The 24,507-nt window shown below is 70.3% G+C and carries 21 protein-coding genes and 1 tRNA gene; 5 read left to right on the top strand and 17 right to left on the bottom strand.

Annotated elements, in window-relative coordinates:
• Positions 1-616: 616 nt before the first annotated feature.
• From ACWENQ_RS21165 to ACWENQ_RS21100, 14 genes are all read right to left on the bottom strand, one after another.
• Positions 617-1,537 (bottom strand): glycosyltransferase family 2 protein, encoded by a 921-nt coding sequence (locus ACWENQ_RS21165; protein ID WP_452415734.1) that lies wholly within the window; start codon positions 1,535-1,537, stop codon positions 617-619.
• On the bottom strand, positions 1,534-2,427 hold the full coding sequence (locus ACWENQ_RS21160; RefSeq protein ID WP_452415732.1) for a sulfotransferase family protein: 894 nt from the start codon (positions 2,425-2,427) through the stop codon (positions 1,534-1,536). Before ACWENQ_RS21160 ends, ACWENQ_RS21165 begins: the two co-directional genes overlap by 4 nt.
• A gap of 281 nt (positions 2,428-2,708) precedes the next feature.
• The gene (gene cysN, locus ACWENQ_RS21155; RefSeq protein ID WP_354905502.1) at positions 2,709-3,965 is read right to left on the bottom strand and encodes a sulfate adenylyltransferase subunit CysN; all 1,257 of its coding nucleotides are present in this window, start codon (positions 3,963-3,965) and stop codon (positions 2,709-2,711) included.
• Positions 3,966-4,014: 49 nt separating this feature from the next.
• The gene (gene cysD / locus ACWENQ_RS21150) at positions 4,015-4,929 is read right to left on the bottom strand and encodes a sulfate adenylyltransferase subunit CysD (RefSeq protein WP_354905501.1); all 915 of its coding nucleotides are present in this window, start codon (positions 4,927-4,929) and stop codon (positions 4,015-4,017) included.
• A 17-nt stretch (positions 4,930-4,946) separates the two neighbouring features.
• Positions 4,947-5,711 carry a 3'(2'),5'-bisphosphate nucleotidase CysQ gene (locus ACWENQ_RS21145; RefSeq protein WP_449918100.1) on the bottom strand — a complete coding sequence of 255 codons (765 nt, stop codon included), beginning with the start codon at positions 5,709-5,711 and terminating at the stop codon, positions 4,947-4,949.
• Entirely contained in the window at positions 5,711-7,150 is a 1,440-nt protein-coding gene (locus tag ACWENQ_RS21140; RefSeq protein ID WP_452415730.1) for a sugar transferase, read from the bottom strand. The genes ACWENQ_RS21145 and ACWENQ_RS21140 overlap by 1 nt, the downstream gene beginning before the upstream one ends.
• A 72-nt stretch (positions 7,151-7,222) precedes the next feature.
• Positions 7,223-7,807 carry an aminoacyl-tRNA hydrolase gene (gene pth, locus ACWENQ_RS21135; protein WP_354905495.1) on the bottom strand — a complete coding sequence of 195 codons (585 nt, stop codon included), beginning with the start codon at positions 7,805-7,807 and terminating at the stop codon, positions 7,223-7,225.
• A gap of 69 nt (positions 7,808-7,876) precedes the next feature.
• A complete protein-coding gene (locus ACWENQ_RS21130; protein WP_449918102.1) occupies positions 7,877-8,494 on the bottom strand; it encodes a 50S ribosomal protein L25/general stress protein Ctc in 618 nt (205 codons plus the stop codon).
• Between the two features lie 198 nt (positions 8,495-8,692).
• Positions 8,693-9,211, bottom strand: a complete 519-nt coding sequence (locus ACWENQ_RS21125) for a hypothetical protein (RefSeq protein WP_449918104.1) — start codon at positions 9,209-9,211, stop codon at positions 8,693-8,695.
• Positions 9,212-9,431: 220 nt separating this feature from the next.
• Positions 9,432-10,520, bottom strand: a complete 1,089-nt coding sequence (locus tag ACWENQ_RS21120; RefSeq protein ID WP_452415729.1) for a CU044_5270 family protein — start codon at positions 10,518-10,520, stop codon at positions 9,432-9,434.
• Complete coding sequence (locus tag ACWENQ_RS21115; RefSeq protein ID WP_452415728.1) at positions 10,520-11,110, bottom strand: RNA polymerase sigma factor; 591 nt, start codon at positions 11,108-11,110, stop codon at positions 10,520-10,522. The genes ACWENQ_RS21120 and ACWENQ_RS21115 overlap by 1 nt, the downstream gene beginning before the upstream one ends.
• A 178-nt stretch (positions 11,111-11,288) precedes the next feature.
• The gene (locus ACWENQ_RS21110) at positions 11,289-12,266 is read right to left on the bottom strand and encodes a ribose-phosphate diphosphokinase (RefSeq protein WP_354905483.1); all 978 of its coding nucleotides are present in this window, start codon (positions 12,264-12,266) and stop codon (positions 11,289-11,291) included.
• Positions 12,263-13,711 (bottom strand): bifunctional UDP-N-acetylglucosamine diphosphorylase/glucosamine-1-phosphate N-acetyltransferase GlmU, encoded by a 1,449-nt coding sequence (glmU, locus tag ACWENQ_RS21105; protein ID WP_354905480.1) that lies wholly within the window; start codon positions 13,709-13,711, stop codon positions 12,263-12,265. Before glmU ends, ACWENQ_RS21110 begins: the two co-directional genes overlap by 4 nt.
• A 139-nt stretch (positions 13,712-13,850) precedes the next feature.
• A tRNA-Gln gene (locus ACWENQ_RS21100) sits at positions 13,851-13,922 on the bottom strand.
• Positions 13,923-14,203: 281 nt separating this feature from the next.
• Between ACWENQ_RS21100 and ACWENQ_RS21095 the strand changes: the two genes are divergently transcribed.
• From ACWENQ_RS21095 to ACWENQ_RS21080, 4 genes are read left to right on the top strand one after another with little or no spacing between them, the layout of a single operon-like run.
• Entirely contained in the window at positions 14,204-15,142 is a 939-nt protein-coding gene (locus ACWENQ_RS21095) for an acyl-CoA desaturase (protein WP_449918114.1), read from the top strand.
• A 43-nt stretch (positions 15,143-15,185) separates the two neighbouring features.
• A complete protein-coding gene (locus tag ACWENQ_RS21090; protein WP_449918116.1) occupies positions 15,186-16,055 on the top strand; it encodes a TetR/AcrR family transcriptional regulator in 870 nt (289 codons plus the stop codon).
• Between the two features lie 54 nt (positions 16,056-16,109).
• The gene (locus ACWENQ_RS21085; protein ID WP_449918119.1) at positions 16,110-18,170 is read left to right on the top strand and encodes an RNA degradosome polyphosphate kinase; all 2,061 of its coding nucleotides are present in this window, start codon (positions 16,110-16,112) and stop codon (positions 18,168-18,170) included.
• Positions 18,163-18,972 carry an NUDIX hydrolase gene (locus ACWENQ_RS21080; RefSeq protein ID WP_452415727.1) on the top strand — a complete coding sequence of 270 codons (810 nt, stop codon included), beginning with the start codon at positions 18,163-18,165 and terminating at the stop codon, positions 18,970-18,972. The genes ACWENQ_RS21085 and ACWENQ_RS21080 overlap by 8 nt, the downstream gene beginning before the upstream one ends.
• Here ACWENQ_RS21080 and ACWENQ_RS21075 read toward each other — a convergent pair.
• Positions 18,960-20,393, bottom strand: a complete 1,434-nt coding sequence (locus ACWENQ_RS21075; protein ID WP_452415725.1) for a CYTH and CHAD domain-containing protein — start codon at positions 20,391-20,393, stop codon at positions 18,960-18,962. The two genes, ACWENQ_RS21080 and ACWENQ_RS21075, sit on opposite strands and share 13 nt — an antisense overlap.
• Before the next feature lie 147 nt (positions 20,394-20,540).
• The gene (locus ACWENQ_RS21070; RefSeq protein WP_452415723.1) at positions 20,541-21,317 is read right to left on the bottom strand and encodes a trans-aconitate 2-methyltransferase; all 777 of its coding nucleotides are present in this window, start codon (positions 21,315-21,317) and stop codon (positions 20,541-20,543) included.
• Between the two features lie 56 nt (positions 21,318-21,373).
• Between ACWENQ_RS21070 and ACWENQ_RS21065 the strand changes: the two genes are divergently transcribed.
• Positions 21,374-21,865, top strand: a complete 492-nt coding sequence (locus ACWENQ_RS21065) for a MarR family winged helix-turn-helix transcriptional regulator (RefSeq protein ID WP_354905465.1) — start codon at positions 21,374-21,376, stop codon at positions 21,863-21,865.
• A 541-nt stretch (positions 21,866-22,406) separates the two neighbouring features.
• On the opposite strand, the gene ACWENQ_RS21060 is transcribed toward ACWENQ_RS21065, so the two are convergent.
• A complete protein-coding gene (locus tag ACWENQ_RS21060) occupies positions 22,407-24,215 on the bottom strand; it encodes an ABC-F family ATP-binding cassette domain-containing protein (protein WP_452415722.1) in 1,809 nt (602 codons plus the stop codon).
• Between the last annotated feature and the right edge of the window lie 292 nt (positions 24,216-24,507).

Raw genomic sequence — 24,507 nt, 5'->3', positions numbered from 1 at the left:
GCGGCGCCTTGGGGTGCCCGTGCCGCGCCCGGAGAGAGCAACACCCCAGGTGCCGACGGCACCACAGGAGCGGGAACCATCTGAGAGACCGGAAGCGCCCCAGAAGCCGGAAGCTCCCAACAACCCGGGAGCGTCCCGGACGCCGGGACCACACCACGCGCCGCGGAGCCTCTGGGAACGGGAAGCACCACAGAAGCCTTGGACCCCCCTGAATCCGGAAGCACTCCAGGAGCCGGAAGCGTCCCGGAAGCCGGAAAAGCCCAACAGCCTGGAAGCACCCCGCGCGCCGGGACCACGCCACGAGCCGCGGAGCCCCCGGGAGCGCGAAGCGCCCCGGAAGCCCTGGACCCCCCTGAAGCGGGAACCGCCCCAGGAGCGAGCACCACGCGCGAAGCCGATGGCGTCCCGGAGACCGGAAGCACCTCAGGCACACGACACGCCTCAGGAGCCGCGAACACCCCGCAAGCCGGGAACGCCTCGGGAGGGGGAAGCCCCAGGCAGCGGCTGGGAGTCCCGGGCGAGGAGAGCGGTTCTCCGGTCAGGTCCCGGGTGGTGGGCCGGGAGGGCTGGTCCTCGGCGGGGCTCCTGTCGGGGGTGGGGTGCGGTGCCGGACCGCTCAAATCCCGTGACCCCTGTCGTGCAGCAGGGCCAGCACCGCGGGAGCGGACACCAGCCCCGCCGCCACCGCCAGCGCGATCGGGGCGCGTGGTTCGCCCAGGTGGGCGGCGAACGTGCGCAGCGCCCACCGGCCCGCCTCCCTGCGCCGCCCCAGCGCCGCGTGGTGGAAGGCGAGTTGGCCGTAGATCCGCGCCGCGCCGCGCGGATCCACGGCCAGTTCGGGGTGCCGGGCGAGCATCCACTCCAGCCCGGCGATGCGGTCGGCCCATCTGGTGACGTACTGCGACGCCCCCCAGCGGACCCTGACCAGCGGACGGTCGACGTGCGCGATCGGCTGCCGCTTGGCGGCGCGCAACGCGAGGTCCCAGTCCTCGTTCTGACCCGCGGGCGCGCTCTCGTCGACCCAGTAGGCACCGCGTCGGAACAGGAACGTCGAGGAATGCACCATCACCATGCGCGAGCGCACCAGGTCGGCCTTGGTGACCTGGTCAGTTCCGGCGAGCCTGGGGACGCGGCGGGAGCCGTACTCGACCTCGATGGAGCAGCTGACGAAGTCGGCGCCATCGGAGAGGGCGTGGCGCTGGGCGGCGAGCTTGCCGGGCAGCCAGACGTCGTCGTCGTCGCAGAAGGCGACCAGGTCGGTGTCGGAGGCGGCGATGCCGGTGTTGCGGGCGCCGGGCAGGCCGGGGCTGAACCGGTTGGGCAGCACCCGCACCCGGTGGCGCCCGTCGGCGTGGGACCTGGGCGCGACGGCGTCGGCCACCTGCTCGGCGACCGCGGGCGGGTCTCCGCCGTCGGCCACGATGACCAGCTCGACGCGGCCTGGATAGTCCTGGGCGAGCACCGCGCGTGTCGCTGCCCGCAGCTGCGCCGGCCGCTTGCCCGCGGTGGGGATCACCACGCCGACCGAAGGAGTCATGCCGCCGCTCCGCGATAGCCGTACCTGGTCATGAGAGGGGCTGTCAGGCCCGAGACGACGGCGCGCTGCACGGGAGGCAGCCCGCCGCGCCACGCGTCGTCGTGGAAGAGCCGCACCTGGCCGACGGCGAACCGCATGGGGTTGCCCGAGGCGGTGTGGGCGGGGCCGAGGCTCGCGGTGGCTCCGTCGAGGAAGCCGAGGCGGGTCTCGAGGCCCAGTTCGGTGGCGAGCGCGGTGAGGGTGCTGTGGGGGTCGGCGAGCAGGTCCTCGTAGCGGACCCTGGTCACCCTGGCACCCCGTCGGGACAGCAGGTCGAGCGCGAGGTTCTGGGCGCTCCAGTGGAGGGAGGTGCGCATCGCGCCCCACCTGGTCATCGGGCGGCCGTCCTCGGGGCGGGCGACCGTCCTGCGCCAGGAGTGGGCCACGGCGCGGGGGTCGCGCACGACGTGGACCACGCGGGGGGCCACGCCGCCCGCCGACAGGCAGAACGCCAGCGAGGCGTGCTTGCTGGAGTCGACGACGACCGTGCCGCCTGTGACCTCCAGGGCGGCACAGTAGACGCGGTCGTAGGCGGCGACGTACTCGGCCAGGTCGGGGTGACCGACGGCGGGGATGCGCCTGGTGCGGTCGACCCGGTGGCGCAGGGCCAGGACCCGTTCGGCCAGTTCCCGGGGCCAGCCGCCGAAGGCGCGCTCGCCCACCTGCCGCCAGAAGGGGCAGCGCCCGAACGGCTCGCCGCAGCCGCACGGCTCGTCGGCCAGCACTCCGCGCGCCCAGAGGTGGACGACCTCGCCGAGCGGCACGACGCCGGGCAGCTCGCCGAGGAGGCGTTCGAGCAGCGTGGTACCACTGCGGCCGAGGCCGCCGAGAAAGATCACCCGGCTGGTCATGGGCTCGCCTCCGGCGGTGCGGCGGATACGGACCGTGGAGACATTAGCGCGGAGAGTAATCACAGTGTCACGGAAACGTAAAAGGATCTACCTAAGCGGCGGCCCCACCGACCCGATCATGAGCCGCCGGCCGTACTGCCCGCGCGGCCAGGCACGCAGGACCCGGCAGGCGATGACCACGCAGGGCCCGTCCCGCCGAGCACGCGGAGAAACGCCCGGAAAAGGGGAAGCGCCCGGAAACGCGGCAGGGCCCGCGGTCGAACCGCGGGCCCTGTCGAACGTCACGCTCGGGCGTCGACGATCATCCCGGCGCCGACCGTCGTGTTGGTGCCCTCGTCGACGAGGATGAACCCGCCCGTCAGCCGGTTGCGGGCGTAGTCGTCGACGAACAGCGGCTGGGTGACCCGCAGCGACACCCTGCCGATCTCGTTCAGGCCCAGCGAGGTCGCCGTCTCGTCACGGTGCAGCGTGTTGACGTCGAGCCGGTAGTGCAGGTCGCGCACGAGCGCGCGGGCCGTCCGCGTGGTGTGCTTGATGGTCAGCTTGGAGCGCGGCGCGAGCTTGGCCGCGTCGGACATCCAGCAGACCATCGCCTCCAGCTCCTGGGCGACGTGCGGCCGGTTGTTGGGCCGGCAGATCATGTCGCCGCGGGAGATGTCGATGTCGTCCTCCAGCCGGAGGGTGACCGACATGGGCGGGAACGCCTCCTCGACGGGCCCGTCGAAGGTGTCGATCGCGGCGATCCGCGAGGTCAGACCCGAGGGCAGGTGGAGCACCTCGTCGCCCGGCTTGAGGATGCCGCCCGCGACCTGCCCCGCGTAGCCGCGGTAGTCGTGGAACTCCGTCTTGTGCGGACGGATGACGTACTGCACGGGGAAGCGCACGTCGACCAGGTTGCGGTCGGAGGCGATGTGCACGTTCTCCAGGTGGTGCAGCAGCGAGGAGCCCTGGTACCAGGGCATGTTCTCCGACCTGGACACCACGTTGTCGCCGTTGAGCGCGGAGATCGGGATGAAGGTCAGGTCGGCCACGTTGAGCTTGGAGGAGAAGGCGGTGAACTCCTCGCGGATCTCCTCGAACCGGTCCTCGGAGTAGTCGACCAGGTCCATCTTGTTGACCGCGAGCACCAGGTGCGGCACCCGCAGCAGCGAGGTCAGGAACGCGTGGCGGCGCGACTGCTCCAGCACGCCCTTGCGCGCGTCGATCAGGATGATCGCCAGGTCGGCCGTGGAGGCGCCGGTCACCATGTTGCGGGTGTACTGGATGTGACCAGGGGTGTCGGCGATGATGAACTTCCGCCGCGGCGTCGCGAAGTAGCGGTAGGCCACGTCGATCGTGATGCCCTGCTCCCGCTCGGCACGCAGGCCGTCGGTGAGCAGCGACAGGTCGGTGTACTCGGTGCCGCGGTCGCGCGAGGTGCGCTCGACGGCCTCGAGCTGGTCCTCGAAGATGGCCTTGGAGTCGAAGAGCAGGCGCCCGATGAGGGTGGACTTGCCGTCGTCGACGCTTCCCGCCGTGGCAAAGCGAAGGATGTCCATTACAGCTGCTCTCCCATGGTGGTACGGCTGGCGAGGGGAAGGTCGCGCATCAGAAGTAGCCCTCCCGCTTGCGGTCTTCCATCGCGGCCTCGGAGGCCCGGTCGTCGGCCCTGGTGGCGCCGCGCTCGGTGATCCTGGTCGCCGCGATCTCCTCGATGATCTCCTCGACCGTGGCGGCCGTGGACTGCACGGCGCCCGTGCAGGTCATGTCGCCGACCGTGCGGTAGCGGACGACGGCCTCGAACAGCGGCTCGTCCTCGCCCCTGTTGACCACGGAGGCGTCGGGCAGCAGCATGCCGTCGCGCTCGAACACCTTGCGGGTGTGCGCGAAGTAGATCGAGGGGATCTCGATGCCCTCGCGGCGGATGTAGTCCCAGATGTCGAGTTCGGTCCAGTTGGACAGCGGGAAGACCCGGATGTGCTCGCCCTTGCGGATGCGCGCGTTGTAGAGGTTCCACAGCTCGGGGCGCTGGTTCTTCGGGTCCCACTGGCCGAACTCGTCGCGGAAGGAGAAGACCCGCTCCTTGGCGCGCGCCTTCTCCTCGTCGCGGCGGGCGCCGCCGAAGACGGCGTCGAACTCGTGGTCCTCGATGGCGTCGAGCAGCGTCGTGGTCTGCAGGCGGTTGCGCGAGGCGCGCCGTCCGGTCTCCTCGGTGACGCGCCCGGCGTCGATGGAGTCCTGGACGCTGGCCACCACCAGGCGCGCGCCGAGCTCCTCCGCCCGCCGGTCGCGGAACTCGATGACCTCGGAGAAGTTGTGTCCGGTGTCGACGTGCATCAGCGGGAACGGGATCGGCGCGGGCCAGAACGCCTTCTCCGCGATGCGCAGCATGACGATGGAGTCCTTGCCGCCGGAGAACAGCAGACACGGCCGCTCGAACTCCGCGGCGACCTCGCGCATGATGTGGATGGCCTCGGCCTCTAGGACGTCGAGCTGCGACGTCGTGTAGTCGCGCTGAAGCATGGGGGCTTCCTCCGGCATTAGCGGTGCAGGTCGCGGATCCCGGCGAGCAACGTTGGCGCCAGCTCCGGTAGGGAAACAAGGATATCCGGAAGAGTGGGGTCCTCCTGGTTATAGGCCAGCTCAGCGCCGTCGATGCGGCTCGCGTGCGCTCCGGTGGCCTGCGCGACCGCCACGGGGGCCGCGGAATCCCACTCGTACTGGCCGCCCGCGTGGACGTACGCCTCGACCTCGCCGGTCAGCACCGCGGAGATCTTCGCTCCGGCCGAGCCGATCGGCACGAGGTCGGCGCCCGCGAGGTAGGCGAGTCTCTGGACGAACTCGGGCGGTCTGGTGCGGCTGACCGCGATGCGGAACCTGCCGCCCTGGTAGGCGGGCAGCTTGGGCGGCTCGCCGGTCGACAGCGTGCGGCCCTGGGCGGGCAGCGCCACCGCTCCGGCGACCAGCGCCCCGCGCTCCCAGAGCGCGACGTGGACCGCCCAGTCGGCGCGGCCCTCCTCGGCGAACTCCCTGGTGCCGTCGAGCGGGTCGACGATCCACACCCGGTCGGCCGCGCGTCTGGCGGGGTCTTCGCGCTCCTCGCGGGTGGCCTCCTCCGACAGCACGCCGTCGCTGGGCCGTAGCCGCGCCAGCGCCTCGGTGAGGAAGACGTGGGACATCCGGTCACCCTCGGCGCGCAGCGTGGGCGGGTGCCCGAAACCCTCGCGGGAGCGCAGCGCGAGCAGCCGCTCGCCCGCCTCCGTCGCCAGGTCGGAGGCCAGGGAATGGTCGTCGCGAATCGTCATCAATAAGCTCCTTGCCCGCGGGCGACGGCCGACCAAGTCTTCCACAGGATCTGCAGATCCAGCATGAGTGACCAGTTCTCGACGTAACGCAGGTCGAGGCGGACGGATTCCTCCCATGACAGATCCGACCTGCCGGAAACCTGCCACAGCCCCGTCAGCCCCGGGCGCACCAGCAGTCGCCGGCGGACGTCGTCGCCGTACCTGGCGACCTCCTCCGGCAGCGGAGGGCGGGGGCCGACGAGTGACATGTGCCCCAGCAACACGTTGACCAGTTGCGGGAGCTCGTCCAGGGAATGGCGGCGCATCAGCGCGCCGATGCCGGTGACGCGTGGATCGTTCCTGACCTTGAACAGCACGCCGTCGGCGTCGCTGACCAGCAGCACCTTCAGCCGTTCGGCGTCCTGCCGCATGGTGCGGAACTTCACGATCGTGAACAGCCTGCCGTCCTTGCCCACGCGGGTCTGCCTGAACAGCGCGGGGCCCGGGCTGTCCAGCCGTACGGCGACCGCCACGGCCAGCAGCAGCGGCGTGGCCAGCACCAGCAGCACTCCGGCCACCAGCCGGTCGAACACGTTCTTCACCAGCTGCCGCATCCCGGCCAGCTCGGGGTGCTCCACGTGGAGCAGGGGCAGCCCCGCGGCGGGCCTGATCGTCGTGCGCGGGCCGGCCACCTCCATCAGCGCCGGGGCGACGACCAGCTCGGTGTGCGTGCGCTCGAGCCGCCAGGCCAGGCGCCGCAGCGCCACGCCGTCCATCTCCTGGCAGGCCAGCACCGCCACGGTGTCGGCGCCGTACTGGCCGACCACCAGCGGGACGTCGCCGAACCCGCCCGCCACCGGCACGCCGCCGACCTCCTTGTCCGGAGAGTCCTCGGGCAGGCAGGCGGCGACGATCTCCATGCCGTGGTAGCGCTCCTTGCGGAACCTGCTGACCAGCTCGGCGATGCCCGCGGCGTGGCCGACGGCCACCACCCTGCGCATGCACCTCCCGGCCGCCCTGCGCCTGTGCAGGGCGCGGCGCAGGCCGTACCGGAAGACGACGGTCAGCAGGGTCGTCAGCGGCAGTGCCAGCACGACGTAGCCGCGCGCCACCTCCGTCTTGGTGGCGTAGGCGCAGATCGCCATCGCGGCGGTCAGCGCCACCCCGCACCGCACGATCCGGCGGAACTCCTCCGAGCCGATGCCGACCAGGCGCGGCTCGTAGGCCCTGTTGAGCGCCACCGCGCACACCCACACGGGCGGCAGCGCGAGGCTGAGCACGATGTACGGCGCGGCGTGGGGCGTGATCTCGCCGAACCGGGCGGCGAAGGCGAGCATCGCCCCCGCCGCCGCGCACGACAGATCTGTCCACAACGCCTGCACGCGGTAGGAACGCACCCATCCAGGCATGCGAGGGTTGGCCCGCCAGACGAGCGGCGGCTCGACCTTCGCGACCGTCATCTGCCCCCCCACGACCTGTATCAACGGACAGTCATGGAATGGTAGCGCCCGGTAGTACCCGATGGCGGGATTTCAGCGTGGCGGGCCGGAGATCTTCAGGTCGAGACTGTGGAAGGCGTTCTGCGTGGTCTCCAGCCCCTTCTCCACCAGCGACTCGACCACGTCGGCCGCTCTGTCGACGAGGAAGGCCAGGTCCTTGCGCTCGACGGTGCCGAAGTCCCTGAGCACGAAGGTGGCCGCGTCCATCTGGCCGGGCGGGCGGCCGATGCCGAACCGTACCCGCAGGTAGTCGCGGGTACCCAGGACCTTGGTGATCGACTTCAGCCCGTTGTGGCCGTTGTCGCCGCCGCCGAACTTGGCGCGCAGCGCGCCGTACGGGATGTCCAGCTCGTCGTGCACCACGATCACCCGCTCCGGGGGGATCTTGTAGAAGTCGGCGAGATGCTTGGTGGGGCCCCCTGACAGGTTCATGTACGTCTGCGGTTTGGCCAGCACCGCACCCCTGGTCTCCAGCACGTGCGCGCGGCTCTTGTGCGCCTTGAACGTGCCGCCCGCCCGCGCGGCCAGCTCGTCGAGCACCATGAAGCCCGCGTTGTGCCTGTTGCGTTCGTACTGGGACCCGGGGTTGCCCAGGCCGACGATCAGCCAGCGATCCATCGCTCCTCCATGCAGAAACGGGGCGAGCTGGGCGCGTGCCCGGCTCGCCCCGTTCCGGGCTCTGGCTTCTTACTCGGCGGCCTCGGCGGTCTCGCCCTCGGCGGCGGCCTCGGCGGCCTCACCCTCGGCGGCGGCCTCGGCGGGAGCCTCGGTGGGCTTGGCGATGACCTGGATGATCACGGTCTCCGGGTCGGCGGCCAGCGTGGCGCCCTTCGGCAGCTGCAGGTCGCCGGCGGTGATGGAGGCACCGACCTCGAGACCCTCGACGTCGACCTCGACGCCGGTCGGGATGTGGGTGGCCTCGGCCTCGACCGCGACGCTCACCGACTGCTGGTCGAGCAGACCCTCGGAGTTGACGTCACCGACGGTGGTGACGGGGATCTCGACCGTGACCTTCTCGCCGCGCTTGACCAGCAGCAGGTCGACGTGCTCGACGAAGCCCTTGATCGGGTCGCGCTGGACGCCCTTGGGCAGCGCGAGCTCGTCGATGCCCTCGCCCTTGAGGTGGATCAGGACGTTGGCGGTGCGCAGGGCCAGCAGGACCTCGTGGCCGGGCAGCGTGAGGTGCTTGGGGTCGATGCCGTGCCCGTACAGAACGGCGGGCACCTTGTCGGCGCGACGGATCTTGCGGGCGGCGCCCTTGCCGAACTCGGTGCGCGACTCGGCGGCGATACGTACTTCGGACACGACATCTCCTAGGGATGCATCGGAAAGATCGGATACTGCGTTCACCCTCACCCGCCCTAGCGGAAGGCGTTACGAACGCAACCTGTGCAGTCTACCCGCTTCCCTCACCCCTCGGCTCGCACGCGGGGCGCGGGGAACCGCCCCGGCCGGCGACCGGCCGGGGCGGAACGTCCGCCGGAATCCCCTGCGGCGCCGGGATCAACGTCCCGTGTTCGGCGCCTTGTAGGTGGCGACAAGCTGAGCCTCGTACCTGCGCGGGTTGACGCGCTCCAGAGTCATGGTCCAGTCGCCGATCGTCACCGGCTCGCCCATCCTGAGGCCCTTCTCCTGACCCTCCACCTCGACCGCGACCCCGTCGGACATGAAGTCGCTGACACCCAGGGCCGCCCTGCCCAGGTCGGAGACCGAGGTGTCGCTGGTGGCGATCAGGTCGGCGCTGTTGACCGGCGCGCCGGACAGCTTCACCGTGCAGGAGCCGTTGGAGCAGGAGACCGACTTGCTCTGGTTCCTGGACCGGCTCTTCCTGGGCGCGGACTGGGAGGAGGTGGTGGAGGTCGAGTTGGCGTCGGAGTCGGACATGGTCCTGTTGTCCGAGCCGGGCCCAGGCGTCGGCGCCGGCCTGAACTCGGACGCCATGGACGCGCCGCCGAAGACCGCCAGACCGCCTGCTATCGCGGTCGCGGCCACGATGGTCGCGCCGATCACTCGAATGCTCATGATTCATCCCCGATTGTGTGCGCAAGAACTCACGAGAGTCCTTGTCGTGGAGCGGTGGGCGCGCTGTACGCATCACCACCGATTGGCTACGGAGAGCAATGATACATGTGCACATAGTGACATTCGAGAGGGCTGAGATAACTGTGAAGAACGTCGTGTCTCGGCGCGGACCGCGCCGCCTCCTCGGCGGCCCCCTGGCCGAGGAGACGGGCGCCGGCTTTCAGCAGGGGTACTGGGGCTCGTTGCCCGCGGGGATCTCCGGCGTGGAGTCGACGACCTCGCTCGCCATCAACGCCGTGCTGCCTGTCAGCGTCTCCTTGGCGCCGCCGTCGGGCTGCTTCAGCTCCTCGAAGTGCCGCCAGCCGAACAGCTTGAAGGTCTCCTGCTCGAAGACGATCTCCGATCGCTGCCTGCCCTCCAGCCCGGCCCACGAGATCTCGGCCCCGATCCCGTGCCGGCCGGCCGCGTCGGCGAGGTCGGGGGCGATCGTCACGTTCGGCATGGTCTTCAGCGCGCGGAAGACCGTGGCCCTGATCTCGGGGGTGGCGAAGGGATTCTCGACCAGCGACACCAGCTTGTCCACGACGAAGCCCTCGACCAGTATCGGGATCTCCTCGGGAGCCAGCTCCTGGTCGAAGGTCGACGGGTCACGGACCTCCCGCACCGCCTCCTGGCGTACCTTGGCCAGGAGCGCGCCCGGCTCCGTCGGGAACTCGCCCGCGTCCCGGCGCAGCACGCCACCCGCGATCGCAACGCATTGGTCGCCGCGGTAGTAGTTCACCGTCCCCTCGGCAGCCTGGCCCTCGTACGGCTTGCCGCGGGTCAGGACGTCCTTCCCGAAGGTCGCACGGGTGATCACCTCACCGTCGGGTGCGGCGGGGACCCAGATCTCCCTGCGAACCTCCTGCGCGCCCTCCCACTCACCCTCCGGGCCGCTGCCGATGTGGTACTGCAGGTCCTTGCGGTCCAGGTAGACGAACTGGTCGGCGCGCGGCCGCGGGTCCTTGAGCGAGGCCGCCGCGGCCTGCTCCAGCAGTTCGGCGGCGTTGGCCGGGCGCAGCGACAGCGGCGAGCCACCGCCGTCGCCGCCCACCACGACCACGCCGGCGCTCACGGCCGACACGAGCGCCGCGACGACGCCCACCCTGAAGGCCAGCCGGCGCAGGCCGCGGCCGCGAGCGGGGACCGGTCCGAGTCCCTCCGGCGCCTGCGCCTGCGGGGCCAGCCGGCTCCAGGCACGCGCCGAGGCCCGCCGGGACGGCCCGGGGAGGCCGTCGTGGTACTCCTTGATCAGGTCGAGCTCGTTCATCACAGGTCCTCCCCGTTCATTCCGATGATCTTGCGTAGCTTCCTGCGCGCCCGGTTGAGCCGGGAGCCCACTGTTCCCTTGGGGATGCGTAAGGCGGCGGCCACCTCGTCGTAGCTGAGGTCGGCGCAGGCGATCAGCAACAGGACGCCCCTGTCACCCGCCGAGAGTTTCGCCAGGCCCGCGGCCAGCGCCGGCTGCATGACCGCGGCGGACACCCGGCCGGCCACCCGGTCGTCGTGGCTCTCCTGGTCGGCGGGCGCGGCGCTCCTGGCCAGCGCCCGGTACCTGCGGGCCTCGGAGCGGGCGTGGTCGGCGACGAGGTTGGAGGCGATGCCGTAGAGCCAGGCGCGCGCGCTGGGCTTGGACAGGTCGTACTGCTTCCTGGCGCGGAAGGCGCGCAGGAACGTCTCGGCGGCGATGTCGTCTGCCGTCGACTCGCCCAGGCGCAGGTGGACGTAGCGGTGGATGGCGTCGAAATGGCGGTCGAAGACGGCGCCGAAGCGTTCGGGCCGCTCCAGCGAATCGCCGATCAGTTCGGCATCGGTACCCAGCAGGAGGATCTCGGGATCTTGTGGTGGGCTGACATGCATGGTGGCCCTTCGACGATGTGTGTCGGACACCAGTGGTACGGCGCTGCCCTGATCCGTCTTCACGGCGGGCCGGTAGCCGTGTGCACGCGGCCCCCGGATCCGCCGCGGGGAAAAGAAAACGGGGGAGCTGGAACAGCTCCCCCGCAGGTCCTGCCTGGGCGCACCGGCCCAGGCGAACTCAGGTGTTGCCCTCGAACATGCTCGTGACCGAGCCGTCGCTGAACACCTCGGTGATCGCCCGCGCGATCAGCGGCGCGATCGACAGCACGGTCAGCTTGTCGAACCGCTTCTCCTCCGTCAGCGGCAAGGTGTTCGTCACGATCACCTCGGAGATGCGGGAGTTCTTCAACCGGTCCACGGCGGGGTCGGAGAACACCGCGTGGGTGGCCGCCACGATGACGTTCGTGGCCCCCTGCTCGTACAGCGCGTCGGCCGCCTTGCAGATCGTGCCCGCCGTGTCGATCATGTCGTCGATCAGCACGCAGGTGCGGCCGCGCACCTTGCCGACCACCTCGTTGACCTTCACCGTGTTGGCCACGTCGAGGTCGCGCCGCTTGTGGATGAACGCCATGGGGGTGCCCAGCGTGTCGGCCCACCGCTCCGACAGCCGTACGCGGCCGGTGTCGGGCGAGACGATCGTGGTGGTGGCCAGGTCGAGCTTGTCCTTGAGGTAGCTCTCCAGCACCGGCATCGCGAACAGGTGGTCGACGGGGCCGTCGAAGAAGCCCTGGATCTGCGAGGTGTGCAGGTCGATCGACATGAGCCGGTCGGCGCCCGCCGTCTTGAAGATGTCGGCCATCAGCCGCGCGGTGATGGGCTCGCGGCCGCGGCCCTTCTTGTCCTGCCTGGCGTAGCCGAAGAACGGCATGACCACGGTGATGCGCTTGGCGGAGGCCCGCTTGAGCGCGTCGACCATGATGAGCTGCTCCATGATCCACTTGTTGATCGGTCCGGTGTGGCTCTGGATCACGAAGGCGTCGCACCCGCGCACCGACTCGAGGTAGCGCGCGTAGATCTCACCGTTGGCGAAGTCGATCAGCTTCGTCGGCGTGAGCGAGACCCCGACATTCCGGGCGACCTCGTCGGCCAGCTCAGGGTAGGCCCGGCCAGAAAAGAGCATCAGCTCTTTCGACCCCGGCTGTTTGATGCTCGTCACGTGCCACTCTCCCGCTGTTTCTCGGCCAGCGCCCTCTCGGCCGCCGCTGCCGACTTCGTGCCCGCGCGCCTGCGCAAGACCCATTTCTCGATGTTGCGCTGCCGCGCTCTCGCCACGCCCATCGCCCCGGGTGGGACCTCCTCGGTGATCACCGAACCGGCGGCGGTGTAGGCGCCGTCGCCGACGGTCACCGGAGCGACCAGCATGGTGTCGCACCCCACGAAGACGCCGTCCCCGATGGTGGTGTGATGCTTGTTGACCCCGTCGTAGTTGACGAAGACGGCGGAGGCGCCGATGTTGACGTCCTCGCCGATCGTCGCGTCGCCGACGTAGGTGAGGTGCGGCACCTTGGAGCGCGCCCCCACCGTGGAGTTCTTCACCTCGACGTAGGTGCCCGCCTTGGCCTTGTGCCCCAGCTCGGCGCCGGGCCTGAGGTAGGCGTACGGCCCGACGGCGGCCTCGGGCCCGATGACCGCGCCGTCGCACACGGCGTAGCGCACCACCGCTCCGGCGCGCACCGTCGTGTCGGTCAGCGTGGAGGCGGGGCCGATCTGCGCGCCGGTCTCGACGACGGTGCTGCCGTGCAGCTGCGTGCCGGGGTGGATGACGACGTCGGCCTCGAGCCTGACCTGCACGTCGACGAAGGTGCTCGCGGGGTCGATCACGGTGACGCCCGCCCGCATGTGCGTCTCGAGGACGCGCTGGTTCAGCACCTTGCGGGCGAAGGCGAGCTGCACCCTGTCGTTGACGCCCTCGACCTCGACGTAGTCGGCGGCGATGTGGGCGCCGACCCGGTGGCCGTCGGCCCTGAGGATGGACAGCACGTCGGTGAGGTACTCCTCGCCCTGCGCGTTGTCGGTCGAGACCCGCTTGACCGCGTCGGCCAGCAGCAGGCCGTCGAAGGCGTAGACGCCGGAGTTCATCTCCCTGATGGCGCGCTGCGCCGAGGTGGCGTCCTTCTCCTCGACGATCTCCAGCACGGCGCCCGAACCGTCGCGGATGATCCGTCCGTAACCGGTCGGATCGGGCACCTCGGCGGTCAGGACCGTGACCGCGTTGCGCTCGCTCGCGTGGGCCTCGAGCAGGTCGGCGAGGGTCCGGCCGCGCAGCAGCGGGGTGTCGCCGTAGGTGACCAGCACCGTGCCGGCGATCGTGCCGACCTCTTCGAGCACGGTGCGGACGGCGTGGCCGGTGCCCCGCTGCTCGCGCTGCACGACGGCGCGCGCGTCGGGGCTGTTGCGGGCGAGGTGACCGCCGACGCGCTCCCTCGCGTGACCGATGACGACGATGAGCCGCTCGGGGTCGAGCTCTCTGGCGGCGGCGAGCATGTGGTCGACCAGCGGGCGGCCGCACAGCTCATGGAGGACTTTGGGGGTCTGGCTCTTCATCCGGGTGCCCTCGCCTGCGGCGAGGACGATGACGGCGGCCGGGCGCGGCACACTCACGGACTGAGGCTCCCTGTGACGAGGCGGATCAGGGCGCGGTACGGCTACCGCACCGCCACCCTCCCGACACCGTGAGGATACCTTCCCGCCCTCGGTGTCTCTCTAGCCACCCAGCCGGTGGCCGCGAACCGCCTCAGAGCTCCCGGAAGAGGACTCGAACCCCTACAAAGTGGACCAAAACCACTTGTCCTGCCAATTAGACGATCCGGGATAATCCGGACACTGGCGTGTCACGGCTAGACATACGATACCGACCCGCACCTCACCTCCGCGCCCGCATTCCATCTCCCGGACAGGGCAGGCCCTCGGACGCTCGGCCGGGCTTATACCAGCCGGCGACGGCTTTCCACAAGGCACAGAACCCACTCGGCAACTCGCCGATACCTTCACCTTCCCCACATTCGCCTCTTAGGAATTCCTAACTTACGCTGACGTAAGTTACGGATGCGTAGCCCGGACAATCATCCTCATACCTGTCGTGAGAGGTAGCCCATGACCGTCCTGACCGATCGACCGGCGCCCGGTCCCAAGCCAGACGCGGATCCCGAGCCCAGGACCAAGCCCGAGCTGATCATGTTCGCTCTCGTCGTGGGCCTCCCCCTGGTCGCGTTCGCCGCCGCCGTGCCGTTCGCGTGGGGCTGGGGGCTGGGCTGGACCGACGTCGCGATCTCCTTCGTCTTCTACGTCGTCTCCGGTCTCGGCGTGACGGTCGGGCTGCACCGCTATTTCACGCACGGCTCCTTCAAGGCGAAGCGCCCGCTGAAGATCGCCCTCGGCATCGCGGGCAGCCTGTCGCTGGAGATGTCGGTGCTCGACTGGGTGGCCACGCACCGCAAGCACCACAAGTTCTCCGACAAGGACGGCGACCCCCACTCGCCGTGGCGCTTCGGCCCCGGCTTCAGGTCCATGACCAAGGGCCTGCTCTACGCGCACATGGGCTGGCTGTTCGAGAGCGAGCGCACCAACAGGGAGAAGTACGCCCCCGACCTGTCCAAGGACCCCGACATCGTCAGGCTGCACAAGTGGTTCGGCGCGCTGGCCCTCACCTCGATCGTGCTTCCCGGCATCCTCGGCGGGCTGCTGACCTGGTCGTGGCAGGGCGCGGTGACCGCCTTCTTCTGGGGCTCGCTGGTGCGCATCGGCCTGCTGCACCACGTGACCTGGTCGATCAACTCGATCTGCCACGTCTTCGGCGAGGAGGCGTTCGAGGTGCGCGACAAGTCGCGCAACGTGTGGTGGCTGGCGATCCCCTCGTTCGGCGAGTCGTGGCACAACCTGCACCACTCCGACCCGACCTGCGCCCGTCACGGTGTCCTGAAGGGGCAGATCGACATCAGCGCGGCGGTGATCCGCCTCTTCGAGCGGCTGGGCTGGGTCCACGACGTACGGTGGCCGACGCCTGAGCGGCTGGCGGCGAAGCGCATTGGCTAGTGCCGATACAGCGGTGCCCGGTTTTCGACCGGGCACCGTCATTATGGAACCTGTGACCACCGAATCCCGTTCCCGCAGACGTATGACAGGAAGAGAGCGAAGAGAGCAGCTGATCACCATCAGCCGCGCGCTGTTCGCCGAGAAGGGGTTCGACGGGACCTCCATCGAGGAGATCGCCGCCACGGCGCAGGTGTCCAAGCCGGTGGTGTACGAGCACTTCGGCGGCAAGGAGGGCGTCTACGCGGTGGTGGTCGACCGCGAGATGCAGAAGCTGCTCGGCATGATCACCGCGGCGCTGTCGGCGTCGCACTCGCTGGTCAAGCTGGAGCGGGCGGCGCTCGCGCTGTTGCAGTACATCGAGGAGAGCAGCGAGGGCTTCCGCATCCTGGTGCGCGACTCGCACGCCGCCTCGGGCACGGGCACGTTCGCGAGCCTGATCAGCGAGATCGCCAGCCAGGTCGAGGACGTGCTGGCCGACGAGTTCAAGGCCAGGGGCTACGACCCGAAGCTGGCGCCGATGTACGCCCAGATGCTGGTCGGCATGGTGGCGTTGACCGGCCAGTGGTGGCTCGACGTGCGCAGGCCCGGCCGCGAGGAGGTCGCCGCGCACCTGGTGAACCTGTCGTGGAACGGGCTGACGGGGCTCAACCCCAAGCCGCAGATCACCGCGACGAGCAAGGGCCTGGAGCTGTCTCCCGCGCCCGCCCTGCCGAGGCCGACCGAGAAGGAGCTCAAGGAGGCGCAGAAGGCCAGGGCCAGGGAGCTCAAGGAGGCGGAGAAGGCCAGGGAACGCGAGCTGAAGGAGCGCGAGCGGATGCTGCGCGAGGCCGAGAAGGCCAGGGAACGCGAGGAGAAGCTGCGCCAGCGCGAGGCGAGGCTGGCCGAGCGGGCCGCCAAACTCGAACAAGAGTAAGTCGTTGAAGAGAAGTTAACGCTTTGTTCAATCTCGTTGGGCATATTACGTAATATGTCCGTTGAGCTCCTGCACCCCGACAACGATCTGCCCCTGCCTCAGGAGCGGTTCCTCAACCGCGAGGAGAGCTGGCTCCAGTTCAACGAACGGGTGCTGGAACTGGCCGAGGACCCCTCGCTCCCCCTTCTCGAACGGGTGCGCTTCCTGGCGATCTTCGCCAGCAACCTCGACGAGTTCTTCAGGGTGCGGGTGGCGGGACTCAAGCGGCGGATGGCCACAGGTCTGCTGCTGCGTACCAAGAGCGGGCTCAAGCCGCGCGAGGAGCTGGCGCGGATCGCGACGGTCGCGGACGGCCTGGCCAAGCGCCACGCGGCCCTCTTCCACGAGCAGATCTGCCCGCAGCTGGCGACCGAAGGCATCGAGATCGTCCGGTGGGACGACCTCGGCCGTGAGGAGCGCACCGAGCTGCGCAAGCTGTTCAGGGAGCGGATCCGCCCTGTCCTGACCCCCCTGGCCGTCGACCCGGCCCACCCCTTCCCGTACATCTCCGGCCTCAGCCTCAACCTGGCCGTCGTGGTGCGGAACCCGTCGACCGACCACACGGTCTTCGCCAGGGTCAAGGTGCCGTCGCAGCTGCCCCGCTTCGTGACCGCCTCCAAGGACCGGTTCGTGCCGCTGGAGGACGTGATCGCCGCCCATCTCGGGCAGCTGTTCAAGGGCATGGAGATCCTGCAGCACCACGCCTTCAGGGTCACCCGCAACGAGGACCTCGACGTCGACGAGGACGTCACCGAGAACCTCATGAAGGCGCTGGAGAAGGAACTGCTCAAGCGCAGGTTCGGCCCGGCGGTCCGGCTCGAGGTCGAGGACACGATCACCCCTGAGGTGCTGGAGCTGCTGGTCGACGAGCTGGACGTGGCGCCGCACGAGATCTACAAGATCAACGGACCGCTCGACCTGACCGGGCTGCACGCGATCGCCGACCTGGACAGGGGCGAGCTGAGCTTCCGGCCGTTCGTCCCCTCCGAGGCGATCCACGCCGAGGACGACATCTTCGCCGTGCTGCGCGAACGCGACGTGCTGCTGCACCACCCCTACGACTCCTTCGCCACGAGCGTGCAGCGCTTCATCGAGCAGGCGGCCGAGGACCCGAACGTCCTGGCCATCAAGCAGACCCTCTACCGCACCAGCGGCGACTCCCCGATCGTGAACGCGCTGATCGACGCGGCCGAGGCGGGCAAGCAGGTCGTGGTCGTCGTCGAGATCAAGGCCCGCTTCGACGAGCACGCGAACATCTCCTGGGCGCGCAAGCTGGAGAAGGCGGGCTGCCACGTGGTCTACGGCGTGGTCGGGCTGAAGACCCACTGCAAGCTCGCGCTGGTGGTCCGCCAGGAGGCCTCGGGCGAGCTGCGCCGCTACTGCCACATCGGCACGGGCAACTACAACCCGAAGACCGCGCGGCTGTACGAGGACTTCGGGTTGCTCACCGGCGACCCGCTGGTCGGCGAGGACGTCACCGACCTGTTCATCCACCTGACCGGCTACTCCAACCACTCGGCCTACCGCCGGCTGCTCGTCGCCCCGCACTCCCTGCGCGGCGGCCTGCTGGCGCGCATCGAGCGGGAGATCGCCCACCAGCAGGCCGGCCGTCCCGCCAGGATCAGGATCAAGACCAACTCGCTGGTGGACGAGCAGCTGATCGACGCCCTCTACCGGGCCTCCCGCGCGGGCGTGCCGGTGGACCTGTGGGTCCGCGGCATCTGCACGCTCCGTCCGGGCATTCCCGGCCTGAGCGAGACCATCCGCGTCCGTTCGGTTCTCGGGCGCTTCCTCGAGCACTCCAGGGTCTACGAGTTCGGGCTGGGCCGGCGGCCGGAGGTCTGGATCGGCAGCGCCGACCTGATGCGCCGCAACCTCGACCGCCGGGTGGAAGCACTGGTGAAGGTCACCGGCCAGGCGCACCGGGCCTACCTGATCGAGCTGCTCGACCTGATCATGGCCGACACCACGAACAGCTGGTGGCTGAACTCCGACGGCACGTGGAGCCGCCACCACGGCCAGGACCTGCAGACCCACCTGCTCGGCACCAGGCGCTGGAGAACGGTCGATGACTGACTCCATCAGAGCCGCGGGCGCGGTCGTCCGGCGCGGCGACGAGGTGGCCCTCGTCCACCGGCCGGCCTACGACGACTGGAGCTTCCCGAAGGGCAAGCTGCGCAAGGGCGAGCATCCGATCGCCGGCGCCGTACGGGAGGTGCGCGAGGAGACGGGCCTCACCGTGGCCCTCGGGCGCTCCCTGCCGCCCGCTCATTACCCGCACAAGGGCCGGTTGAAGCGGGTCGACTACTGGACGGCCCGCGCCGTCTCCGGCCGGTTCGTGCCCGGCCCCGAGGTGGACGAGCTGGTCTGGCTTCCGGTCGAGGAGGCGTACGCGCGCCTGACGTACGCATGGGACGTGCGGCTGCTGCGCGCGCTGACCGCCGCGCAGCCCGAGACCACCCCCCTGATCCTGGTACGGCACGGCAGCGCCGGATCACGCCAGGAATGGACGGGCGACGACGACCTGCGCCCGCTCGACGAGGAGGGCGAGGCCCAGGCGCGCACGCTGGCCACGGTGCTGCCCGCCTACCTGCCCACCACCCTGCTCAGCTCCCCGAGCAGGCGGTGCGTCCAGACCCTGCCCGACGGCGACATCCGGCTCGACCCGCTGCTGAGCGAGCCGGGCTACGACCCCGCCAGAACCGCCGAGCTCGTCCGCCGGCTCGACGGCCCCGCGGTCGTGTGCAGTCACGGCAAGGTGCTCCCTCCGCTGATCGCCGAGCTCGGCGGAGTGCGCCTGCACCTGCGGAAGGGCGCGTTCGCCGTCGTCCACCGCGCGGACGGGAAAGTCGTCGGCGTCGAGCGTTACCCCGTCTGAACCCCCGCCCACACCTCGGGGAAGTCCGCCTGGGCGCGCTCGGCCGTGGCCCGCTCGATGCCCACCAGCACGCCGTAGGTGAAGGTGTCCTCGCCCGCCTGGCGCGCGGTCTCGGCCTCCTTGGCGAGCGTTTCCTGGGCGACCACTCCGTCCTGGTGCAGTCCGAGCACGTCCTGGATGGATTCGGCGCGCTTGGCCAGATCGCCCATTCCGAGCGCCTCGGCGGTGTACCGGGCGCGTTTGGCCGCCTTGCGCACGTCGTGCATGGCGATCTCGCGCTGCTCCGGCTCGGCGATGGTCTGCGCGGTGTCGTACGCCTTCGTCACCCGCTTCCAGTTCTTGCCGGCGATGGCCGGAAGGACGTCGTCGGCGGGCTTCTCCGCCGCCTTGCCGAGCGACGGATCGGCGACCAGCCCGTCGAGCGCGTCGAGCAGGGCGTAGTAGCGCTCGCCGCTCAACGCCTCCCTGATCCTGCCGTAGGCCTCCTCCTCGCGGGCGCCGAGGTCGTCGCCGAGCCGCGCCTGGACCGGACCCACCACCTGCTCGGGCGGCAGGCTCTCCAGATGACGGGCGAACCTCGTCCTGATGACCTCCAGGTCACGGGCCTCGCCGAGCACGGTGCCGAGCCACTTCAGCTCGTCCTGGAGGTGCACGGTGTCCTGCACGACGGTCTTGAACGCCTTGAGCGCGCTGCGCATCCTGCGGCAGGCGACGCGCATCTGATGCACCGCGTCCTCCTCCGCCCTGCGCGTGCGCGGATCCTGCGCCAGCAGCGCGTCGACATGTCCCGCCAGGTAGGCGATGACGACGTCGGCGGCGGTGCCGTCGCCGACCTGGACGCGCGCCGGCGGCGCCGGCTTGAGCAGCCTGGCCAGCTTGCTCCCGGTCCCCGCGGGTACGGCTCCCGCCTTGCGCAGCCGCTTGCCGACCTTGGCCAGCAGTTTCGGGTCGCCCTGCTCGAGCAGCTCGGCCTCGACCTCGCGCCAGCGCTCCACGCGCGGCTCGTCGCCGAGCACCGTGCCCTTCACCCGGTCGTCGGCCACCTCGACCAGCCCCGACACCACCCGCACGCTCCTGCGGGAGTCGAGCTCGGCCACGGGAGCCAGCGCGGCGCCGCGCGTGTAGGCCTGGACGAGTCCGGCCAGCTCGCTGGGCACGATCTTCGTGCTGCGGGTGAGCGGGAGCTGGATCTCCTGACGGGCGCCCTTGGCCCGGGGCAGCTTGAGGTGCCAGCCGGGATCCGCGCCGCCCCTGCGCCTGCGCAGCGTGATACCCCTGGCGGCCAGCCGTAGATCGGGCGTGTCGTAGTAGAGCGCCACGAGTTGGTAGCTTCTCGGCCCGAGAACCTCGCCGAACTTGCTGAGGTCGGGGACTTCGTAATCGTCAGGAACGTCGAACTTGTCTTCGATCTCGATGCCCACTACACCTCGCAAGTGTCGAATTGCGGACAATGATGCCACTGCGCGATGAACAGGAGAAGGCTGATCGGAGCCTCGCTGTCAGGTGGCGGGCAGCACCCTTGCGGTATTCCTACCCATATTCGACCTGTTCAGAAGGCTTTCGGGGCGCTATCGCACCTTCTGGCCGACCACGAAGACCCGCCGGAACGGGAAGAGCGTGCCGTACGGCCTGGCCGGATAGGCGTCGTCCAGCAGGCCGGCGAGTTCGTCGAGGAAACGCTGCCGCTCGCCCGCGTCGAGGCGGTCGAAGATCGGGCGCAGGGCCGAACCGGAGATCCAGTTGAGCACCGCGCGCTCGCCCTGGAGGATGTGGACGTAGGTCGTCTCCCAGGCGTCCACCCGCAGCCCGAGGCCGCTGAGCTGGTCGACGTACTCCACCGGCTCGGCCACCGGCCAGGGCCGCTCGAAGTCGCCGAGCCTGTCGCGCCACGCCTCGCTCGCGCACAGCTGCCTGACCAGCACGTGGCTCGGGGCGTCGAAGTTGCCCGGCATCTGGAACGCGAGCCAGCCGCCCACGCTGAGGTCGTCGACCCACCGCTCGAACAGGTCGCGGTGCGTCGGCACCCACTGCAGCAGCGCGTTCGAGACGAGCACGTCGACCGGGCGGTCCGGGTGCCACAGAGTGACGTCGGCGACGTCGAAGCGGGCGGTCGTCTTCAGCTCGCGGGCCTTGCTGATCATCGCCGGCGAGGAGTCGAAGCCGTAGACGGTCGCCTCCGGCCAGCGCTCGGCGAGCGTGGCGGTCAGTTCCCCTGAGCCGCAGCCGGCGTCGACGACATAATCGGGGGCATCCGCGTACACGCGTCCGACCAGCTCCGCGTACGGCCGGCCGCGCTCGTCGGCGTACTTCGCGTAGGTCGCCGGGTCCCAGATATCTCTTGACATAAAGATAATTGATATCGAGAGAGATATCTCGATGTCAAGACAGTACACTTTGTGCCATGACGATGGACGAGGTCGACAGGCTCGTGGCGTCCTGGCAGCAGGAGCGCCCCGATCTCGATGTGACGCCGCTGCAGGTGCTGAGTCGAGTCTCCCGCCTGGCCCGCCACCTCGACCGGGCACGCCGCGCCGCCTTCGCCGAACACGACCTCGAACCGTGGGAGTTCGACGTGCTCACCGCGCTGCGGCGGGCGGGCGGGCCGTACGAGCTGTCACCGGGCGCGCTGCTGCGCGCGACCCTGGTCACCTCCGGAACGATGACCAACCGCATCGACCGGCTCGAGCAGGCCGGCCTGGTACGGCGGCGCCCCGACCCCGAGGACCGGCGCGGAGTGCTCGTGTCGCTGACCGACGCCGGACGGGCCAGGGTCGACGCGGCCTTCGCCGACCTGCTGCGGCGCGAACGGGAACTGCTGGCCGGATTGGGCGGCGACGAGCAGAAGGTCCTGGCAGATCTGCTCCGCACCCTTCTCACACCCTTCGACTCCTGACGCCCCGAATCCCTGTCGCGTCCTCGTGCCCTCCGCCACACCCTGGGAAACCTCCAGCGCCCGGCTCTCTGCCCGGCCTTGACCCAGGGAACCAGGAATCCCCGCCTTCGGGAGCCCAGCCTGGGCCAGCCCCCGAGACCTCAGACCCGCGCCAACCGTCCGGCACGTCAGCCCCCGACAGCCCAGGCCCGCGCCAACCGTCGGGCACGTCAGCCTCGAGAGCCCGGGCCCGCGCCATCTGTCGAGCACCTCAGCCCCGGCCCGCCCCGGGGACGTCAGCCCGCCTGGACAGCAACCCCCTGGACGTCAGCTCGCCCGAACGTCAGCCTCTTGGACGTCAGCGCGCCCGGACAGCAGCGCGCCCGGACAGCAGCGCGCCCGGACAGCAGTCCGTCGGGACGTCAGCGTGCCCGGACGTCGGCATCTTGGACGTCAGCGCACCGCCGGCCTTCGGGAACCCCCGGCGCGGGCCTCTGCCGTCTTCCCTCGCCGACCACCGGGAGCCCCGGCGCCGCGCCTGGGCGGGTGACCTGGTCGCCGGTCACTCGCCCAGGCGCTCGGCGACCTCCAGCCACTCCGCCTCGACCGCGTCCTTCTCGTTGAGGATCTCGCGCAGCTTGCCGTCCAGCTCGCCCAGCTTGGCGTAGTCGCTGGCCGCCTCCGCCATCGCGGCGTGCAGCTTGTCCTCCTGCCCGCTGAGCTTGTCGAGCTGGCGTTCGAGGCGGTTGAGCTCCTTGCGCAGCTCACGCTCCTCCTTCGCCGACAGCCCAGCGGCCTCGACCTTCTCCACCTTCTCGACCGGAGCGGCCGCAGCCGCCGCGGCCGCGCCTGCGACCCGGGCCGTCACCGCCGTGCCCGCCGCCCGCCGTTCCAGGTACTCGTCGACCCCGCCGGGCAGCAGCGAGAGCCGCCCATCGCCCAGCAGCGCCACGCACCTGTCGGCCACGCGCTCCAGGAAGTAGCGGTCGTGGCTGACCAGCACCAGGGTGCCGGGCCAGCCGTCGAGCAGGTCCTCCAGCTCGTTCAGCGTCTCGATGTCGAGATCGTTGGTCGGCTCGTCGAGCAGCAGCACGTTCGGGTCGTCCATGAGCAGGCGCAGCAGCTGCAGCCGCCGCCGCTCGCCGCCGGACAGCTCACCGACCACCTTCCACTGCGCCTCGCCCTTGAAGCCGAGACGTTCGAGCAGCTGGGAGGCGGTCCACTCCCTCTTGCCGAGCTGCACGTACTTGCGGATCCGCTCCACCGACTCCAGCACCCGCAGCGTCGGGTCGACCTCGGCCAGCTCCTGCGACAGGTACGCCAGCCGTACCGTGCGGCCGGTGACCACGCGGCCCGCGTCCGGCTTGACCTGGTCGGCCAGCAGGCGCAGCAGCGACGACTTGCCGGAGCCGTTGACCCCGATCAGCCCGATGCGGTCGCCCGGCCCGAACTGGTAGGTGCACCGCTCCAGCACCAGCGGGCCCATGCCGGGCCCGCCCGCGTGGAGCGTGACGTCCTCCAGGTCGTAGACCGTCTTGCCGAGCCTGGCCGCCGCGAACTTCATCAGCTCGACGGTCTCCCTCGCCGGCGGCTCGTCGGCGATCAGCGCCTGCGCGGCCTCGATCCTGAACTTCGGCTTCGACGTACGCGCGGGCGGACCCCGGCGCAGCCAGGCGATCTCCTTGCGCATGAGGTTCTGGCGGCGCTCCTCGGCGGCCTGCGCGATGCGCGCCCGCTCGGCCTTGGCCAGCACGTAGGCGGCATAACCACCCTCGTAGCGCTCCACCCTGCCGTCGACGACCTCCCACGTCCGGGTGGACACCGCGTCGAGGAACCACCTGTCGTGCGTCACGACCAGCAGCGCGCTCCTGCGCTGCGCCAGGTGCGCCGCCAGCCAGGCGATGGCCTCGATGTCGAGGTGGTTGGTGGGCTCGTCGAGCAGGATCAGCTCGTGCTCGTCGATGAGCAGCTTCGCCAGCGCCGTACGCCGCCGCTCCCCGCCGGACAGGTCGCCGACCGGGCTCTCCAGATCGAGATCGCCGATCAGGTTGGCGAGGATCTCCCTGATCGTCTGGTCACCCGCCCACTCGTGCTCGGCCCTGGCGCCCAGCACCGTCTCGTGAACGGTCTTGCCGGGATCGAGGTCGTCACGCTGCGACAGCAGACCGACCCGCAGACCCCTGTTGTGCGTCACCCGCCCGGAGTCGGGCTTCAACCCGCCCGCGACCACGGACAGCAGTGTCGTCTTGCCGCCGCCGTTACGCCCGACGACGCCGATGCGCTCACCGGCCTCGATACCGAGAGAGACGTCGGCGAGCAGCGGCTTGGGCCCGTAGGCGTGGGAGACCGACTCGAGATTGACCAGATTCATCGTCCCCAAGGGTACGGACTACCGCCCCATTTGGCTAAGCGACCAAGCACTCGGCGATACGGCAGCCTCACGCGGCCCTCGCCCGGCCCCCCCGGACCGCCTGCCCTCCGAGCCCGCACCGCCTGCCTTCTCGGCCCGCGCGCCAGCTCTCCGGGCCCCGCCGCCAGCCCTCTCGACCCGCGCCGCCCGCACTTCGCCCCCGCCGCCAGCCCTCTCGACCCGCGCCGCCCGCACTTCGCCCCCGCCGCCAGCCCTCTCGACCCGCGCCGCCCGCACTTCGCCCCCGCCGCCA

The sequence above is a fragment of the Nonomuraea sp. NPDC004354 genome, from assembly GCF_053602555.1.
This window is presented reverse-complemented; position numbering and strand designations above follow the sequence as displayed.

Coding starts and splice junctions, on each gene's coding strand:
- ACWENQ_RS21165 (WP_452415734.1), bottom strand. CDS start 1,537: ATGACTCCTTCGGTCGGCGTGGTGATCCCCACCGCGGGCAAGCGGCCG.
- ACWENQ_RS21160 (WP_452415732.1), bottom strand. CDS start 2,427: ATGACCAGCCGGGTGATCTTTCTCGGCGGCCTCGGCCGCAGTGGTACC.
- cysN (WP_354905502.1), bottom strand. CDS start 3,965: ATGGACATCCTTCGCTTTGCCACGGCGGGAAGCGTCGACGACGGCAAG.
- cysD (WP_354905501.1), bottom strand. CDS start 4,929: ATGCTTCAGCGCGACTACACGACGTCGCAGCTCGACGTCCTAGAGGCC.
- ACWENQ_RS21145 (WP_449918100.1), bottom strand. CDS start 5,711: ATGACGATTCGCGACGACCATTCCCTGGCCTCCGACCTGGCGACGGAG.
- ACWENQ_RS21140 (WP_452415730.1), bottom strand. CDS start 7,150: ATGACGGTCGCGAAGGTCGAGCCGCCGCTCGTCTGGCGGGCCAACCCT.
- pth (WP_354905495.1), bottom strand. CDS start 7,807: ATGGATCGCTGGCTGATCGTCGGCCTGGGCAACCCCGGGTCCCAGTAC.
- ACWENQ_RS21125 (WP_449918104.1), bottom strand. CDS start 9,211: ATGAGCATTCGAGTGATCGGCGCGACCATCGTGGCCGCGACCGCGATA.
- ACWENQ_RS21120 (WP_452415729.1), bottom strand. CDS start 10,520: ATGAACGAGCTCGACCTGATCAAGGAGTACCACGACGGCCTCCCCGGG.
- ACWENQ_RS21115 (WP_452415728.1), bottom strand. CDS start 11,110: ATGCATGTCAGCCCACCACAAGATCCCGAGATCCTCCTGCTGGGTACC.
- ACWENQ_RS21095 (WP_449918114.1), top strand. CDS start 14,204: ATGACCGTCCTGACCGATCGACCGGCGCCCGGTCCCAAGCCAGACGCG.
- ACWENQ_RS21090 (WP_449918116.1), top strand. CDS start 15,186: ATGGAACCTGTGACCACCGAATCCCGTTCCCGCAGACGTATGACAGGA.
- ACWENQ_RS21085 (WP_449918119.1), top strand. CDS start 16,110: ATGTCCGTTGAGCTCCTGCACCCCGACAACGATCTGCCCCTGCCTCAG.
- ACWENQ_RS21080 (WP_452415727.1), top strand. CDS start 18,163: ATGACTGACTCCATCAGAGCCGCGGGCGCGGTCGTCCGGCGCGGCGAC.
- ACWENQ_RS21070 (WP_452415723.1), bottom strand. CDS start 21,317: ATGTCAAGAGATATCTGGGACCCGGCGACCTACGCGAAGTACGCCGAC.
- ACWENQ_RS21065 (WP_354905465.1), top strand. CDS start 21,374: ATGACGATGGACGAGGTCGACAGGCTCGTGGCGTCCTGGCAGCAGGAG.
- ACWENQ_RS21060 (WP_452415722.1), bottom strand. CDS start 24,215: ATGAATCTGGTCAATCTCGAGTCGGTCTCCCACGCCTACGGGCCCAAG.